Origin of the sequence: Bizionia hallyeonensis, from assembly GCF_042657385.1 — a bacterium.
In the GTDB taxonomy this organism is placed as follows: domain Bacteria; phylum Bacteroidota; class Bacteroidia; order Flavobacteriales; family Flavobacteriaceae; genus Algorimicrobium; species Algorimicrobium hallyeonense.
The window spans coordinates 346,244-363,614 of record NZ_JBHSLA010000001.1 but is presented as its reverse complement, the minus strand read 5'-3'; the positions used below and the strand labels follow the sequence as shown (position 1 = coordinate 363,614).

12 protein-coding genes are annotated in these 17,371 nt (G+C 34.6%); 7 read left to right on the top strand and 5 right to left on the bottom strand.

Features of this window, described 5'->3' with window-relative positions; translation table 11 throughout:
• Positions 1-90: 90 nt before the first annotated feature.
• Positions 91-2,649, top strand: a complete 2,559-nt coding sequence (locus tag ACFPH8_RS01670) for a TonB-dependent receptor (RefSeq protein ID WP_376858204.1) — start codon at positions 91-93, stop codon at positions 2,647-2,649.
• 100 nt (positions 2,650-2,749) lie between these two features.
• Positions 2,750-3,190 (top strand): hypothetical protein, encoded by a 441-nt coding sequence (locus ACFPH8_RS01665; RefSeq protein WP_376858203.1) that lies wholly within the window; start codon positions 2,750-2,752, stop codon positions 3,188-3,190.
• Between the two features lie 75 nt (positions 3,191-3,265).
• Here ACFPH8_RS01665 and ACFPH8_RS01660 read toward each other — a convergent pair whose 3' ends face one another.
• Positions 3,266-4,315 carry an endonuclease/exonuclease/phosphatase family protein gene (locus ACFPH8_RS01660; RefSeq protein WP_248396486.1) on the bottom strand — a complete coding sequence of 350 codons (1,050 nt, stop codon included), beginning with the start codon at positions 4,313-4,315 and terminating at the stop codon, positions 3,266-3,268.
• Between the two features lie 142 nt (positions 4,316-4,457).
• Here ACFPH8_RS01660 and ACFPH8_RS01655 point away from each other — a divergent pair, with 142 nt between their 5' ends.
• The 3 genes from ACFPH8_RS01655 (at position 4,458) to ACFPH8_RS01645 (ending at position 9,183) form a co-directional block, all read left to right on the top strand.
• Positions 4,458-7,232 carry a carboxypeptidase regulatory-like domain-containing protein gene (locus ACFPH8_RS01655; protein ID WP_376858202.1) on the top strand — a complete coding sequence of 925 codons (2,775 nt, stop codon included), beginning with the start codon at positions 4,458-4,460 and terminating at the stop codon, positions 7,230-7,232.
• A gap of 37 nt (positions 7,233-7,269) precedes the next feature.
• Positions 7,270-8,706 (top strand): DUF5689 domain-containing protein, encoded by a 1,437-nt coding sequence (locus ACFPH8_RS01650; RefSeq protein ID WP_376858201.1) that lies wholly within the window; start codon positions 7,270-7,272, stop codon positions 8,704-8,706.
• A 99-nt stretch (positions 8,707-8,805) separates the two neighbouring features.
• Positions 8,806-9,183, top strand: a complete 378-nt coding sequence (locus tag ACFPH8_RS01645; protein ID WP_248396480.1) for a hypothetical protein — start codon at positions 8,806-8,808, stop codon at positions 9,181-9,183.
• Positions 9,184-9,344: 161 nt separating this feature from the next.
• Here ACFPH8_RS01645 and ACFPH8_RS01640 read toward each other — a convergent pair whose 3' ends face one another.
• Positions 9,345-10,301: an endonuclease/exonuclease/phosphatase family protein gene (locus ACFPH8_RS01640; protein WP_376858200.1), complete on the bottom strand. Its 957-nt coding sequence runs from the start codon at positions 10,299-10,301 to the stop codon at positions 9,345-9,347.
• Between the two features lie 84 nt (positions 10,302-10,385).
• Here ACFPH8_RS01640 and hflX point away from each other — a divergent pair, with 84 nt between their 5' ends.
• Positions 10,386-11,597 carry a GTPase HflX gene (gene hflX / locus ACFPH8_RS01635; protein WP_376858199.1) on the top strand — a complete coding sequence of 404 codons (1,212 nt, stop codon included), beginning with the start codon at positions 10,386-10,388 and terminating at the stop codon, positions 11,595-11,597.
• Positions 11,598-11,659: 62 nt separating this feature from the next.
• Positions 11,660-13,918 (top strand): transglycosylase domain-containing protein, encoded by a 2,259-nt coding sequence (locus tag ACFPH8_RS01630; protein ID WP_376858198.1) that lies wholly within the window; start codon positions 11,660-11,662, stop codon positions 13,916-13,918.
• Between the two features lie 73 nt (positions 13,919-13,991).
• Here the strand turns inward: ACFPH8_RS01630 and ACFPH8_RS01625 are convergent, their stop codons facing one another.
• From ACFPH8_RS01625 to ACFPH8_RS01615, 3 genes are read right to left on the bottom strand one after another with little or no spacing between them, the layout of a single operon-like run.
• Positions 13,992-14,954 (bottom strand): DUF3078 domain-containing protein, encoded by a 963-nt coding sequence (locus ACFPH8_RS01625; RefSeq protein ID WP_376858197.1) that lies wholly within the window; start codon positions 14,952-14,954, stop codon positions 13,992-13,994.
• A 44-nt stretch (positions 14,955-14,998) separates the two neighbouring features.
• Positions 14,999-15,505, bottom strand: a complete 507-nt coding sequence (locus ACFPH8_RS01620; RefSeq protein WP_376858196.1) for a DUF2480 family protein — start codon at positions 15,503-15,505, stop codon at positions 14,999-15,001.
• An 18-nt stretch (positions 15,506-15,523) separates the two neighbouring features.
• Positions 15,524-17,359, bottom strand: coding sequence for an ABC transporter ATP-binding protein (locus ACFPH8_RS01615; RefSeq protein ID WP_376858195.1), 1,836 nt, complete (start codon positions 17,357-17,359; stop codon positions 15,524-15,526).
• Positions 17,360-17,371: the final 12 nt, after the last annotated feature.

Here is a 17,371-nt window from a genome sequence, read left to right as displayed (position 1 = left end):
CCAAGCGTAAAAACTTAACCTTAAATTCATGTTAATATGCTTTAAAGGGTTAATTTTGCCGAAAATTTAAAAACCAATCTTTTTAATACAATGAAAAAAATTACAAGATTATTATTTTTAGCAGTAGCGATTTTGTTTACTGGTATGACAATGGCTCAAAGTACTGTATCAGGTACAATCATGGATGCCGAAATGAACGCGCCACTACCTGGTGCCAACATCATTGAAAAAGGTACTACCAACGGTGTGTCTTCTAATTTTGATGGAGAATTTACAATTACTACTAGCACGACAAATGCAACATTGGTAATTTCTTTTGTAGGTTACGGAACCAAAACTGTAACAGTAACAGGAAATCAAGATTTAGGTAATATTGTTTTAACTAGTGATAATACGTTAGAGGAAGTTGTTATTGTAGGATCTGGTGTTATTGATTTAGCCGAGGATAGAACAACACCAATTGCTGTTTCTACTATAAAGGCTTCAGAAATTCAACAAAAGGCGGGTAATTTTGATTTACCTGCATTATTAAAAACAACACCTTCTATTCAGGTTGTTCAAAATGGTGGATTTGGTGAGAGTCAAATGTTTTTACGTGGTTTCGACCAAACAAACACGGCTTTCTTATTAAATGGTCAACCAATTAATGGTATGGAAGATGGTAAGATGTATTGGTCTAACTGGCAAGGTGTAACGGAAGTTGCCAATGCTATTCAAGTACAACGTGGTTTAGGAGCATCAAAATTAGCTATCTCATCTGTTGGTGGTACGGTAAACATTGTTACTAAAACTATTGATAAAAAAGAAGGTGGTTTTGTAGAGCAGATGGTAGGAAATGATAACTACATCAAATCTACTGCCTATTTCTCAACGGGTGTGAGTGATAAGGGCTGGTCTTTTTCTGGATTATTAGGTCACTGGCAAGGTGATGGTTATGTAGATTATACCCAAGGTCAAGGTCAAACATACTTTTTATCTGTTGGTTACCAAGCTGGCGAAAATCACTCTTTAAACTTCTTATTAACTGGCGCGCCACAATGGCATGCAGCAGCAGGAGGAGCGCGTATTAGCGAATTTTTAGAAAGCGATAGAGGTAGACGTTATAATTCATGGAATTTTGACGGTGTGGATAGCCCAAATACATTACATGGTGGTGCATATCCAGGAGGTCGTAATATTTACCACAAACCAGTTGCTAACTTAAACTGGGATTGGACAATAAATGATAAATCATCTTTATCAACGGTGCTTTACGGTTCTATGGGTCGTGGTAGTTTTGCACAAGCAATTACGGACAGAAATACAGATGAGTTTTTGTATGTAAGAGGTTCAAATAATAACCACAACTGGGCTGGTTTAGTAACAAGCTATAACAATCAGTTAACAGAAAACTTAAATTTAAACATTGGTGCTGATGTCCGTTTGTATAATGGTTTTCACTTTAGAGATATTAGAGAATTTGTAAATCCTAACATAAATTCAGTAAGTGCTAATAGTGCCTATAATGGTGGAGATTATCAATTAACGGAAGCTGGTGGAATTAACCCATGGGAAGTGTTCTTTAATCCAAACACAGATCACACACAACGTTTTGGTTATGATTACGAAGAAAAAATTAATTATGCAGGTGTTTTTGGACAATTAGAATATGTTAAAGATAATTTTTCAGCCTTTTTTCAAGGTGCAGTATCTAACCAGTCTCACGTAAGAACAGAGTTTTTAAATGCCGAACTTGAAGGTGTTTCTGAAGATTCTGAAAAAGTGAATAATTTAGGTTTTAACCTAAAAGCTGGTGCGGCTTATGAAATTAGCTCAATGCATAAAGTATTTGCTAATGTTGGTTATTACTCACGTCAACCATTCCATGATACTCTATACCAAAACGATAGAAGTAGTAATGAGTTATTATCACCAGAAGCGGAAAATGAAGAAATTACTGGTTTCGAAGTTGGATACCAATTTAATGGTGGTCGTCGTATTTCTGCTAATTTAAATGCGTACCATACTACTTGGGATAATGTGGTTAAGTATAGAAGTAATGGTAGGGATGGTGTTGATTTCGTAAGTTTCCAAACACTAGGTGTAAAACAAGTACACTACGGTGTTGAACTTGAAGTAATGACACGTCCACTTGATAATTTAAGATTAAATGGATTCTTATCTTTAGGTGAATGGCAGTTTAAAGACAATGCTACTCAAAGAACATTTAATCAAGATGGTACTCAAATTGGTGATGACGAAGAAATCGTGATTGATGGTTTCAGTGTTGGTGAGGCTGCTCAAGTTACTGCTGGTATTAATGGTAGTTATGAGTTCTTACCTAGAACAAGTTTTGATGCTGCTTGGAATTGGAATAATGATATATTCTCTTCAGGTTCATTAGAATTAGCTCCACTTTCATTACCTTCTTATGATACAGTTGATGCTGGTTTTTCATATAAAATGTTAGTAGGTAAAAACAATCAGAAATCTATTCAATTCCGCTTGAACGTAAACAACGTTTTTGATGAAGTTTATTTAGAGGCTGTTAATGGAAATACACAAGCTTCTGCTAACCCTGAAGAAAATTATAAAGGTGTAAACACAAGTAATAATGGTCGTTTTGGTTACGGAAGAACTTGGAATACAAGTATCCGTTTTAACTTCTAATTACTATTAGATAATTTCTAAAACCGCTTCACAAACCGAAGCGGTTTTTTTGTACGCTTTATTTATTACATTTGTAATACTAACTATTAAACTTTAAAATATGTATAATACTATAAAAATGTTGCATTCAGGATGGGCTTATGTCGTGCTTTTAATCCTAGTTGTAGCTACTTTAAATGCCCTTGTAAAAGCCATGGCAGGAAAGGAATATTCGGCTAAAGATTTCAGAATGTCTTTATTTACCTTAATCGTATCACACATTCAATTACTTATAGGTATTGTATTCTATTTTGCAGCTGATTATATATCAATTATTAGCGAGATGGGCATGGGTGCCGTGATGAAAGATAGTACCTTACGCTCTAATATTGTAGAACATCCCTTAACCATGATTATTGCAGTAGCATTAATTACCATAGGGTATTCTAAACATAAAAAGAAACTAACCTCTAAAGCAAAATTCAGAATGATAGCTGTTTTTTACACGATAGCGTTAATCCTTATTTTGGCAAAAATTCCATGGAATGTCTGGATAGGTTAGAATCCTATAAATCCAATAAAAAAAGTGCCTTTAATAAATTTTAAAGGCACTTTTTTTATTGAGAAATGTATCTGTTTACTTCACTTCCTTAATTAAATATATAAAAGCTGGAAAGTGATCACTAAAGCCATCAGTAAAACCACCATCGGCAAAACTTCGTAAAGGATAACCTTTATACTTACCTCTCTTGTTTACTAAATAGTTTTTATTGAACACATGTGCCTGATAAAAACGTAAAGAACTGTAGTCTTTTTCTAAAAAAGGTTGTGTTATTAATACTTGGTCAAATAAACTCCAGCTGTCTCTATACGCATTAGATCCTACACCCATTTTAAACAGCTTTTCAAAAGGGTTGTAAATACCTTTAAGCTCAACATCCTCCTTGTCGCTTTTGGCTCCTAAAACCTTCTTTACACTCTCATTTGTTGGATCGTCATTTAAATCGCCCATTAGTATAATTTTAGCATACGGATCTAGTGTTTGTAGCGAGTCAATTATTTTTTTGCTCAATCCAGCAGCTGCAACACGTTTTGGTCTACTTCTGGCCTCACCACCACTTCTAGATGGCCAGTGATTAACAATAATATGAATCATTTCACCTTCTAATTTTCCACTTACTAAAAGTTGATCTCTTGTATAAACACGTTCGCGAGAATCATCATAAATAATTAACTCATGGTTACTGGTGTTAATAGGCGTGAAAAACTTCTTCTGATATAATAAACCAACATCAATACCACGACGATCTGGTGAGTCATAATGCACAATGCCATAATCTTTAGAAATAAGTTGTGGATCATTAACCACATCCTCTAAAACATCTTGATTTTCAACCTCCGAAACACCAATAATAACAGGTGAATTTTTTGCAGTATCTGTACCAATATCAGCTAGTACACGTGCCATGTTAGATACTTTCTTTTTATAAATGTCACTTGTGTTAACCTTCATTTCCATAATGGGGCTAGCCTCATCATTTTTATTAGGATCATTAATGGTGTCAAATAAATTTTCTAGATTATAAAAGGCTACCGTATGAATTTTAAATTTTTTCCCATCTTGAGCCTTTGCAGTTATAGCAACGCATACAAGAACTATAGTGATCCAAACTTTGAGTTTTTTCATTAAATTGTGTGTTATGTTTAAGTTATGTTAATACAAATCTTACGCCAAAAGTAGATATTTATTATAAATAATGTAAATTTGCACGCTTAATTTAATTAACATTTAACGCAAAGTATCAATCTTTTTAATTATAAATTCTAGTATGAAAAAAAGTTTAATTGTTTTTTTATTCGGATTTTTCGCAACAATTACTGCATTTGCTCAACAAACAGTAGTAAAAGGAAGTGTCACAGAAGCCATTTCCTTCGATCCAATTCGAAATGTAACTGTTACCATTGAAGGTACAGACATTACAACCACAACTGATGAAAACGGTATGTTTGAATTTTCTTCAAATTTACCATTGGGAGATCAGATTTTAAGAATATCTAAAGACGAGTATGTCTTTAAAAGATATCCAATTGTCATTAATGAAGGGCAAACGGTAAATATTACTGATATGACTCTAGAAAGAGATACATCGGCTGATTTATTTACTATTAACCTAACAGATGATGAATTGGATGACGAATCTGGTGGACTTGATAATATTTCAGGTTTACTACAATCTTCTCAAGATGTGTTTCAAAGAACAGCAGCTTTTGAATGGAGTTCTTCCTTTTATAGAGTAAGAGGTTTAGATTCTGAAAACGGTTCGGTTTTGATTAACGGTATCGAAATGAATAAGATTTATGATGGTAGACCGCAATGGAGTGATTGGGGTGGATTAAATGACATGCTTCGTAACCAGGAATTAACAACTGGTTTAGCACCTTCAGCTTATAATTTTGGTGGTATTTTAGGTACAACTAATATGAATGTTCGTGCATCACAATATCGTGAAGGCGGCCGTGTAACCTATTCATCTTCAAATAGAAGTTATACAAACCGTGTTATGGCTAGTTATGCATCTGGTTTATTAGAAGGTGGTTGGTCTTACGCTGCAATGGGCGGAAGACGTTGGGGAAATGAAGGTTATCAAGACGCAACGTTGTATGATGCCAATTCGTTCTTCATAGCCATTGAAAAACAAATCAATGACAAGCACAGCTTGAACTTTACATCTATGTACACGCCAAATCGTCGTGGAAAATCGTCGCCTAATACACAAGAGGTTTACGATTTAAAAGATATTAAATACAACGAATATTGGGGTTGGTTAGATGGTGAAAAGAAAAATTCACGAATCAAAGAAATTGAAGAACCTATTTTAATGTTGAATCACTATTGGGACATTGGTAGTAAAACTACTTTAAATACCAATGTGGGTTATCAATTTGGTAAAATAGGAAATAGCCGTTTAGATTATGGGGGTGGAGCAAATCCAAGCCCTGCTTATTACCAAGATTTACCAAGTTACTTTTTAGCGGATAATGATGGTCCTGATTATGCAGGCGCTTATATTGCTGAACAAAATTTTATGAATGGTGGCCAGATTGATTGGGAACGTATTTTAGATGCCAATATTACCAATGCGTCAGTAGGTGATACAAATGCCTATGTATTATATGAAGACCGTCAAGATGATAAGCAAATAACGGTGAATTCTATTTTCAACACGGAAATTAATGATAACATTATTTTAAATGCCGCTGTAAATTACAAAAACTTAAAGTCAGAAAACTTTGGTGAAATAATAGATTTATTAGGCGGTAATGGTGTTTTAAACGTGGATTCGTTTGACAACTACCAATATGACAACCAAAACCCTAACCGCGTTATTGGTGAAGGTGATAAATTCCGTTACAACTATAATATTTTTGCAGAGGTTATTTCAGGATATGCACAAGCACAATTTAAATATAGTAAAGTAGATTTCTACCTTTCAGGAAGTGTAACAAGTACATTATATCAACGTGAAGGCCTTTGGGAAAACAGTGCGTTTCTAGGAAACTTATCGCTAGGAAAAGGTGAGAAGTTAAACTTTACTGGTGTCGGCGCAAAAGCTGGACTTACGTATAAAATAACTGGAAAACACTTAATAGATGTGAATGGTGGCTATCTTACAAAAGCACCAACTATTAGAAATACATATTCTAATTCAAGAGATAACAATAGTGTAGTTGATAATATAACAGAAGAAAAAATCACATCGTTTGATGCTAGTTATATTTTCAGATCTCCAATTGTGAAGGCTAAATTAACAGGTTACTACACGAAAATTGAAGATGCCAATGAAATTGGATTCTATTATGCGGATGGTATTACAAACGTTGAAATTGGAACGGACGAAAACCCAGATACTTTCAATGATACATCTGCATTTGTGCAAGAGGTACTTCAAGGTGTTGATAAAAAACATATTGGAGCCGAATTAGGTATTGAAGCGCAAGTAACGCCAACTATTAAATTAAAAGGAGTTGCTGCAATAGGTCAATATACCTATGACAATAATCCTAATTTTTATTTAACGTCCACTAGTTTTGCCTTTGATAAGACACCAACCACTACATCTAATTTAAAAGATTATAAAATTGCAGGCGGACCACAACAAGCCTATTCATTAGGTTTTGAATATCGCGATCCAGACTACTGGTTTTTTGGAGCAACGGTTAATTATTTAGCAAATGCGTACATTGATGTGAGTCCATTATTAAGAACTCAAAACTTTTATTTAGCTAACGATGGTTTGCCAATTAATAATTATGATGAAGACGTAGCAACCGAATTATTAAAGCAAGAAGAAATTGATGCGTATTTTACTGTAAACTTAACGGGTGGAAAATCTTGGAAAATTGGCGATTACTATATTGGTGTATTTGCTAGTGTAAATAACCTACTAGATGAGATTTACAAAACAGGTGGTTTTGAGCAAGGTAGAAATGCCAATTACAACGAATTGTTAGCTGACAATCAAACACCTAAACGTCAATTTGGACCAAAATACTGGTACGGACGTGGTGCTACTTATTTTGTAAATGTTAACTTTAGATTCTAAAAAGAAAAAGAAAAATTAATTAAACGTATTATTGATTATGAAAACAAATAAATTTTTAACCCTAGTATTAACAGTAGTTGCTAGTTTAGCTATTGTATCTTGTGTTCAAGATGACGATTACACCATTCCTACAAGTTTAGGTGATGAAGAAAATGCCCGATTAAACAACTTATTAGCAACTGGAACAGAAATTTCTATTGCAGATGCGAAATCTAGATATTCATCGGACCCAAATAATGATGGTGATACTACGGATGCTATGCCGTATATAGAAGAAGTTGAAAATATATATATTAAAGGATATGTATCGTCTTCTGATAAGTCTGGAAATTTCTTTAAAGAATTTTTTCTTCAAGATAGTCCAACAAATCCAACAACGGCAATTAAAATTGTTATAAACCAAGTAGATTTATACAATCAGTTTAATTTTGGACGTGAGGTTTATGTAAGTTTAAAAGGTTTATATATTGGTGAAGAGCGTATTGGAACTGGTATTATAGCTGTTGGTGGTGAAACAGAAACAACACGTTTTGGAACCAACATTACAAGCATTGGTGAAAATCGTGCAAGAATGGGAATTTTAAGATCACCAGTTACGGAAACTATAGAACCATTAAATGTTAGTTTTTCTGATATTAATAGCACGCATGTTGGTATATTGGTTCAAGTAGATGGTGTAGAGTTTGCCGATAATTTAGCTGGAGAACGCTATTTTGACCCAATGAACGATTTTGATACGAAAAGAAGATTACAAGCTTGTACAGGCTTTACCTATTCAACATTTCAATTAGAAACAAGTAGTTTTGCCAATTTTAAAAATGAATTATTACCTCTAGGTAACGGTTCTATAACTGCTGTTGTGAATAAAACTTTTGATGGTGGTTCTACTATTTTAGCCTTAAACGGATTAGAAGGTGTAAATTTTGATGGTCCAAGATGCGAGTTGTTGGATCAAAATGATTTTACAGTTGTTTTTGAAGAAAATTTTGATGGTGGTTTAAACGGCTGGGATGTTATTAATACAGCGGGAACTAAAGAATGGTATGCTGCATCCTTCGGTGGCGTTTCATATGTGAGAGGTACAGCTTTTCAAAGTGGTAGTGGCGTAACTATGGTTAGTTGGTTAATATCACCAGCTTTTGATTTTGACGCTCAAGATGACGAACAAATGATATTAGAAATTGCAGATGCATTTAGTGATGCTGGAGAAGAACCTCTAAAAGCATATTACTCTAACGATTATGTGGCAGGAACTGATCCTTCTACAGCTAATTGGACGGAAGTAGGCGCTAATCAAATTGAAGGTCTTCCAATTAATGGTAACTTTTACGACAATATATACGATGAGACTGGTTTTATTGACCTTTCTGCAGCTACTGGAACTGGTTTTATTGCCTTTGTTTATGATAGTGAAGATGGAGCTATATCTTCAACTAGAGATTTAGGAAAAGTTAAAATACTAGCTGCTCAATAAAAAACTAATAAAACTATTTAGTCTTTTAAGTAATTTTATAAAGAACCTGCTAATTTTAATAGATTAGCAGGTTTTTAATTTTTATCCCATTATATACTTATGTCTATTTTCAATTCACTGTTTATTGCCGTGTTTAAGCATTACAAAAAGCGTAAACATAAAAAAGCCAATCAAATTGCAACCATTTATATTTCTATATTACAATGTTCAGTTTTGTTGTTATTAGGTATGTTTTTTGCTGGATTTTCAAGCCAGATGAATATGAATACCATGACTCAAGATAAAGCTTGGGCATTATTTATTATGGCATCTGTTTTTGTGTTTTTTAAAAACTGGATACAATATGCCGGAAGAAAGCGTCAAGTACTAAATGCTAAAATGCTGAATAAGAAATCTCAAAACCACTCCATATTTTTGCTTTGGTTGCTTCCTGTTGCTTGCATTTTATTGTCAGTAATACTATGGCAAGCTGTTTAAATTATTAAAAATTCAAATTATCTATTTACAAATTGCTGGCTAATTTAAGTCTATTCTCTAGGTTCTAATAGTCCCTTTTTCGGGACGGTTTTTTCTCCATAAAAGGTTTTTAAGTTTCGTAAAAGCTATATTGATGTGTGGAAGCATGCTTCAGTGTACTCCTACTTATTCAACGTCATATACACCGGAAAATGATCGCTATAGCCACCTTTGTGTTTTTCGCCAGCATAGGTTCTAAAAGGCGTGCCTTTATATCTGCCTTTGTATTCTTTTAAAAAATCGGCATCAAAAATATTGGCGGATTCAAATTCCAAATGGTTTGCTCGCGATTCAAAAAAAGGCATCGTAAACATAATCTGATCAAATAAATGCCACTTTCTGTGGTGTACCAAGCTCCCACGATTATAGGAGCGTAAGGTATTCATTGGGTTGAATAAATTGTTATTTTCTATGAGTTGCGTGATGCTTTTACAATGTGGATCATCATTGAAATCGCCCATAATAATAATTTTTGCATCCGCTTGTTTCGTTTGAATATCTTTAATAATCTCGCTTACTTTCTCGGAAGCTTGTAAACGTTTCACTTCAGATAGTTGTGTGCCTTCACGTCTGGACGACCAGTGGTTTACCAATACCGAAATCGTTTCGCCTTGCAGCATTCCAGTTACTAAAAGAATATCTCGAGTAAAATCGTCACCACCTTCAGGTCTTTCAAATTGGATGGCATAAATTTCAGAGTGGGTCACTGTAAATTTCGTTGTATTATAAATAAACGCGACATCCATTCCACGCTCATCTTTGGAATTAAAATGAACATAATCATAAGGCGAATTTTTTAAATGTGTTGTATCCAATAAATCCCGAATCACTTTACCGTTTTCCACTTCGGCTAAACCAATAATACTGGGTAAATTTCCAGTTTCAGCAAGGCCAATTTTGGATATAGCCAAGCCAATTTTATTAAGCTTGTTTTGATAGCGTTTTTTGGTCCAACGTCTTTCGGAATTTGGTAAATAATCCCGATCGTGTTTACTGCGGTCATTGTAAATATCAAACAGGTTTTCGGTATTGTAAAAAGCTATGGTAAAAGTGTGTGGTAAACGCGGCGATTTTTCCATTTCATGCATCTTTTTCAGTATTCGCGTTAAAAATATACAAATTAAAGTGATTGCAATTGATTAACTTTGTGCTTTACACAGTTTATGATAGAAAAAATAGATATCACGCACGAACGTGCCGTATTAATTGGCGTCATTACCAAGAGTCAGGACGCAGACAAATCTAAAGAATATTTGGATGAGTTGGAGTTTCTTACCTACACCGCAGGTGGAGAGGTTTTAAAACGCTTTACTCAAAAAATGGATTTGCCAAACCCAAAAACCTTTATTGGAAAAGGTAAAATGGAGGAAGTCCGAAAATTTATTGAAGAAAACGATATTGGAACAGCCATTTTTGATGATGAATTATCCGCTGCTCAAGAACGAAATATTAGTAAAATTTTAGAATGTAAAGTTCTGGATAGAACTAATTTAATACTTGATATTTTTGCCCAACGTGCCCAAACAAGCTATGCTAGAACGCAAGTGGAATTGGCGCAATGTGAATATTTATTGCCACGACTTAAAGGGATGTGGACACACTTGGAACGCCAAAAAGGTGGTATTGGCATGCGCGGACCTGGTGAAACAGAAATTGAAACAGATAGACGTATTGTTCGGGATAAAATAGCCCTCCTTAAAGATAAAATTAAGACCATAGATAAACAAATGGCTGTGCAACGTGGTAATCGTGGTAAAATGGTTCGTGTAGCACTTGTTGGTTACACAAACGTTGGAAAATCTACACTGATGAATACCATTAGTAAAAGTGATGTGTTTGCCGAAAACAAGCTATTCGCCACATTAGATACAACGGTTCGGAAAGTGGTCATCCAAAATTTACCATTCCTATTAACCGATACCGTAGGATTTATTAGAAAGCTGCCAACCCAATTGGTAGATAGTTTTAAAAGTACCTTGGATGAGGTTCGCGAAGCCGATTTGTTATTGCACGTCGTGGATATTTCGCACCCTAATTTTGAAGAACATATAGATTCGGTTAATAAAGTATTAGGTGAAATTGATAGTGCTGACAAAGAAACCATTATGGTTTTTAATAAAATAGATGCCTACCAAGCAGAACCATATGACGACACAGATTTAGAAGTAGAACGTACCGAAGCACATTATTCATTGGAAGAATGGCAAAAAACTTGGATGAATCGGGTTGGTAATAATGCGTTATTTATTTCAGCTTTAAACAAGCAGAATATGAAAGAATTTAAAAAGCGGGTTTATGACGAGGTTCGGGACATTCACGTAACACGTTTTCCTTATAATCACTTTTTATATCCAGATTACGAGGAAGAAGAATAAAACACAATAGAATTTCTACACGAATTTTGCATAAAATTTCGATTCTAACGTTTCTATAATTCATGGAAAAACTAAACGTATTCCTTAAAAAAACTTGGGTAAAATGGTCGCTAATTGTATTGGCTGTTATCATTTTATTCTTTGTATTGCTTTACGCAAGTATTTATTTTGGATTGTTTGGAAAAGTGCCAACACATGCCGAATTAGGAGCTTTAAAACAAGCAGAAGCCACCCAAGTATTAGATCAGGATAAAAAACTAATTGGCAAATTTTATATCTATGATAGGCAGCCGCTCGAATATGAGGAGTTTCCTAAACATTTGATTGATGCGTTGGTAGCAACTGAAGATGTACGCTTTTACGAACATGATGGCGTTGATAATATAAGTTTACTGCGTGTGTTTATTAAAAATATACTACTTCAAGATAAATCGGCAGGAGGTGGAAGCACCATCACCTTACAGCTAGCTAAAAACTTATATGGCCGGAAAGACTATGCGCTTTTTAGCATGCTCATTAATAAATTTAAGGAATCTATTGTAGCCCAACGTATTGAAGATGTGTATTCCAAACAAGAAATTTTAACGCTTTATTTAAATACGGTTCCGTTTTCAGATAACACCTATGGTATAGAAAGTGCTTCGCAAAAGTTTTTTAATAAATCGGCAGTGCATTTAACTATTCCAGAAGCTGCAACTTTGGTAGGAACCTTAAAGGCAACAACTTATTTTAATCCCAGAAAATCGGTTGAAAGAAGTCAGTCACGACGCAACGTGGTTTTGGACCAAATGGTAAAATATGATTATTTAGAAGCACCTAAAGCCGCCAAGCTAAAAACGGATTCTCTTATTATAAAGTATCATTCTTTTAATCATGATTTAGGACTGGCACCCTATTTTAGAGCACTAGTTAAACAAGAATTGCAAGCTGTTATTAAAGAATATAAAAAGCCAAATGGCGACGCGTACAATATTTATAAGGATGGATTAATTGTTTACACCACATTGAACGCTACCATGCAAACTATGGCGGAAGAAGCCATGACGGAGCATCTTAGCAAACTGCAAGTGGCTTACGAAGCATCTTATGGCAAAAATGCACCTTGGACACCCAATAAAAGCGTATTTAAAAAAGCCATACAAAGTTTACCAGAATATCAGCGCTTAAAAAAGACAGGTATTTCAGAAAAAGCCATAGACGATTCGTTATCTGTAAAACGCAACATGGATATATTTTCTTGGAAAGGTGATAGTACTGCAATGCTTTCGGCAAAGGATAGCTTGCAACATTACCTTAAACTCTTAAATACTGGCATGTTATCAATCGACCCAAAAACGGGTGCTATTCAAACTTATATTGGTGGTATTGATTACCGCTACTTTAAGTATGACCACGTGTCTCAAAGTGAACGTCAAGTGGGCTCAACCTTTAAACCATTTGTGTACACAGCAGCTATTGAAAATGGCATGAAACCTTGTTCATATTATTCTGTAGATGCTGTAACTTATACCAACTACAAAAACTGGACACCAACCAATGCCGGTCAAGATCCCAACGAAAAAACGGATATTAATTACAATTTGGAAATGGCGTTGAGCAATTCGGTAAATACCATTGCCGTAAAAGTTTTAAATGATGTTGGTATTTCTAAAGTTCAAGAGCAAGTGCAAAAAATGGGTATTACTAAAGAGTTGCCTTCGCAACCGTCATTAGCATTGGGTGTTGCCGAAATTACTTTGAAGGAATTAGTAGGTGCTTATGCCAGCTTTGTAAACAATAGTTATGGTGTGAAGCCGTATATGATAACCAAAATTGAAGATAAAAACGGTAACGTAATTGTTGATTTTAAACCTGAAATTTTAGAAAAACAAGCGTTTAGCGATTATACCAGACAAGTTTTATTGGAAATGATGAAAGCAACGGTTAATAGTGGAACAGCTTCACGATTGCGAAATACCTATAAACTGAACAACGCCATTGCAGGAAAAACAGGAACGACACAAGATAACAAAGATGGTTGGTTTGTAGCCATAACACCCCAATTAGTAACCATAACGTGGGTTGGGAATGATAATTACAACTTGGGTTTTAAAACCACGGCATTAGGTCAAGGTGCAAACTCGGCTTTACCCATGTTTGCTCATTTTTATCAAAAATTGAACAAGGATTCTAAATGGAACCCGATTACCAAAAGCACTTTTGAAACACCAAGTAATGATGTGTTAAACGATTTGGATTGTAAATTGGAAAAGGAAGATGGTTGGTTGAAAAAACTATTCAAGAGTAAGAAAAAAACCGAAGAATTTAAAGGGGACGAATAGCAAAATGACGTTAAATAAAAAAGCTCCGAAGTGTAACTTCGGAGCTTTTTTATTTTAAAATAATACGTTTGTTTTAGAACGAATAGCTCAAACCAAAGGTATAGTAAACTTGTAAATCATTATCTACATTGTCGAAAGTTGGTTGCGGATCTGTAGGGTCTATAACACCTCCATTGTTAGCCAAACGTACTTCATATTGTTTGTTAGCAAAGTTAACAGCCTCCTGCTTGTTGTCTCTTAAACCAAGCTCAAAACCTAATCCGATGCCTTTCCAAAGCTTATATCCAATAGCGTTAATCCAAGTCCAGTTAGATAGATTAGAATCTTCATAACTCATAAAAGCAGAAAGATTCGAGTTGAAATCTAGTTTTCCAAATGAACGACCATAATTAGCCACTACTTTTGCACCTAAAGACGATTCGAAAATAGCATCATTATCAGCAAATACAAAGTTGTAGTTTAATGGGTGAACCACTACTATTAAATTTTCAAGAGGCGTCCAAGTTACACCAACACCAACGTCTAGATAACCTGGGTCATTAAAGTTGTTGATTAAAGTTGTACGGTATTCAGCAAGCGTAGAAGCTGCTAAATTTTTAGCTATTTTATAACCAAATAGCGATGTTACGTTAAACACATCATTAGCTTCTCTAAAGCTACTATCATCAGTTGGATCGTCTTTGTCATCAAATTTTACCCAGCTTAAGTTAATATTTCCTGTGTTATACCAGAAATATTTTTCGCGGTCTAATTTGGCATAAGGATTAAGTGTAATCGTTATGTTTCCAGAAGCATTATTAGGTGTTCCTTGGCCATACCAATTGTTAAATTCAGAAAAACTAGCACCAATGGTACCAAAAGCACCAAATTTCCAACCAGGAAAGGCGTCTATTTGTTTCTGTAAATCATCAGCTTCTGCTTGCAACGCATCTGCAGCGGCTTGTTTTTCAGCTTTTTGCTCTTTTAGCTCTTCCTTTGTTTGCGAAAACGAGGCTGTCGCAAGCAGCACTAAACCGATAGTAAAGATTCTTTTCATAGGGTTTTATGGATTAATTAGTGATTATTTCTCTTACAAAAGTACTATTTTCTTTTAAATAATGGCACACTTGAGCAAGCTTCGCCAAACATTATGGATTTTACAACCGGTTTTAATTTGTTGGTAATCATGAGATAAGCGTTTACCGGAACCGGTTTTTTAGAGCAGCCTTTAATAATAATAGCTTTGTCTTGAAACTCAGAAACATCTAAATTTGAAATAATTTCTTCATACAAAGTGGTTTCTAATAAGTCCAAATCGCCTAAAACCGTTTTTTTGGAAATAGACGCTAAAGAAATAGTGATAAGCATATAAGCCCAAGCTGGCACAATAGCATCTGTAGAACAATAAATAGCCACATAGGCATCTTGATATTGTTGCCATTCATGATTTTTAACCTGTTCTCTAAAATCCTTTTCACGGAGCACAATTCCTTCCTGCAACCAGTCCTTAATATCTAAAGTCATACGAGACCCTTTTGGGTAGTAATCTTCTAAATCAAAGGTAACGAGTTTGCTATTGGCAACGCGATTAATTATTTCTTCTTCCATAATACAAAGTTAAATTATTTATTGATACCCTTCAGCTTGTAGCTGGAAGAGTTGTGCATACAACGCTTGATTAGCCATCAATTGTTCGTGGGTGCCAATTTCTAAAATTTTGCCTTCATCCAAAACCAAAATACGATCCGCTTGTCTGACCGTGCTGAATCTATGGGATATAATAAGGCTTGTTTTCCCTTGAGTTAAGCCAATAAAACGCTTAAAAACATCACTCTCGGCTTTAGCATCTAATGCGGAAGTTGGTTCATCTAAAATCATGACTTCGGCATTTTTCATGTATGCTCTAGCTAAAGCTACTTTTTGCCATTGCCCTCCAGAGAGTTCTTGCCCTTTAGCAAAGCGCTTTCCAAGTTGCTGGTCGTAACCTTTTTTTAATTCTGAAATGACTTCGCTTGCTAAACTTAATTCGGCAGCATGTTTAATTTTTTCTTGATTATCTAGTTCCGCAATATCACCCACGGCAATATTTTCCTTTACAGTGAATTCATACCGGAAGAAATCCTGAAAAATGACTCCAAAAAATTTTTGATAAGCGTCTTTTTTAAAGCGATTAATATTAATACCATCTAATAAAATTTCTCCAGAAGTAGGTTCGTAAAAGCGCAGTAGCAATTTTGTAAGTGTTGTTTTTCCAGCACCATTTTGGCCAACAAATGCCATTTTTTCGCCAGCGGAAATTTTAAAATTCACACCTTTCAAAATGTCATTATCAGAATCTGGATAGGAAAAATGCACATCCCTAAATTCGAAACCTGACATAATTTTTTCAGGAATTGGTTGATCTTCTTTGTGTTTTGGAACAATAGATAAATCAATAAACTCAAAGTAATCTTTTAAATAAAGTGCACTTTCTGTTATCCTTGTAAACTTTGAAAAGAATTCTTGAAGATTTCGCGTTAATCTGTTAAATGATCCCGATAAAAATGTCAATTCACCTAGCGTGATAACACCAGAAACAACGCGGTAAATTATAAAAATATAAGCGCCATAATAACTTAAGGTTCCTAGAACATTAAATACAAAACCCAAAGCGGAACGTTTTACAGCTAGTTTTTTATTTAATTGAAAATATTCTTCGGAGAGGTTTTTGAAACGATCTACAATAAAATCCGTCAGACCAAAAAGTTTAATTTCTTTTGCTGTTTGATTGTTGGCACCTATAAAACGGAGATAATCTAATTCGCGTCTTTCGGCTGTCCAACCTCTAGCTAATGAGTATTGCTGCTGACTAAACCAAATTTCATTAATAAAAGAAGGAATAATACTGAGTACTAGTAAAATTATTAAATAAGGTTCAAAATATATTAATCCAGCAACCAGTGTGGCTATGGATATAAGACTTTGTATTTCGCCCAAGGCATTAGACATAAGGCCTACGCGTCCTGCAGTTTGCGTTCTGGCGCGTTCCAGCTTATCATAAAATTCGGAATCTTCTAAAAGACTAATATCTATTTGATTCGTCTTTTTTATAATGGTTACAGATGAATTAATGGAATAGGCATCTCCCAGTAAACTATCTGTAAGTGAAATGGCGCGGCTTACTAAATCTGAAAGAACTATTAAAGCAAACTCGAGACCAACAAAGGTCCAAAGTCTTGTGAAATTGGTTACTTCGCTACCAGATTGAAGGATAATTTCATCAATAATAATCTTACCAACCCAAAGAATTATTACAGGCAAAAAGGCCCCAATTAATCGGCAAATGGCAGATAAAAGGAATCGTTTTTTATTCGTTTTCCAAATTTCTTTAAAAAACCGCGGAATATAAATTAATGCACTAAAGGACTTTCTTAAACTAGTTTTTTCTTTGTCTTTTAATGATTTAAGTCTAGATCTTGCCATGCGTTAGGTTAA

Coding starts and splice junctions, on each gene's coding strand:
- ACFPH8_RS01670 (WP_376858204.1), top strand. CDS start 91: ATGAAAAAAATTACAAGATTATTATTTTTAGCAGTAGCGATTTTGTTT.
- ACFPH8_RS01665 (WP_376858203.1), top strand. CDS start 2,750: ATGTATAATACTATAAAAATGTTGCATTCAGGATGGGCTTATGTCGTG.
- ACFPH8_RS01660 (WP_248396486.1), bottom strand. CDS start 4,315: ATGAAAAAACTCAAAGTTTGGATCACTATAGTTCTTGTATGCGTTGCT.
- ACFPH8_RS01655 (WP_376858202.1), top strand. CDS start 4,458: ATGAAAAAAAGTTTAATTGTTTTTTTATTCGGATTTTTCGCAACAATT.
- ACFPH8_RS01650 (WP_376858201.1), top strand. CDS start 7,270: ATGAAAACAAATAAATTTTTAACCCTAGTATTAACAGTAGTTGCTAGT.
- ACFPH8_RS01645 (WP_248396480.1), top strand. CDS start 8,806: ATGTCTATTTTCAATTCACTGTTTATTGCCGTGTTTAAGCATTACAAA.
- ACFPH8_RS01640 (WP_376858200.1), bottom strand. CDS start 10,301: ATGGAAAAATCGCCGCGTTTACCACACACTTTTACCATAGCTTTTTAC.
- hflX (WP_376858199.1), top strand. CDS start 10,386: ATGATAGAAAAAATAGATATCACGCACGAACGTGCCGTATTAATTGGC.
- ACFPH8_RS01630 (WP_376858198.1), top strand. CDS start 11,660: ATGGAAAAACTAAACGTATTCCTTAAAAAAACTTGGGTAAAATGGTCG.
- ACFPH8_RS01625 (WP_376858197.1), bottom strand. CDS start 14,954: ATGAAAAGAATCTTTACTATCGGTTTAGTGCTGCTTGCGACAGCCTCG.
- ACFPH8_RS01620 (WP_376858196.1), bottom strand. CDS start 15,505: ATGGAAGAAGAAATAATTAATCGCGTTGCCAATAGCAAACTCGTTACC.
- ACFPH8_RS01615 (WP_376858195.1), bottom strand. CDS start 17,359: ATGGCAAGATCTAGACTTAAATCATTAAAAGACAAAGAAAAAACTAGT.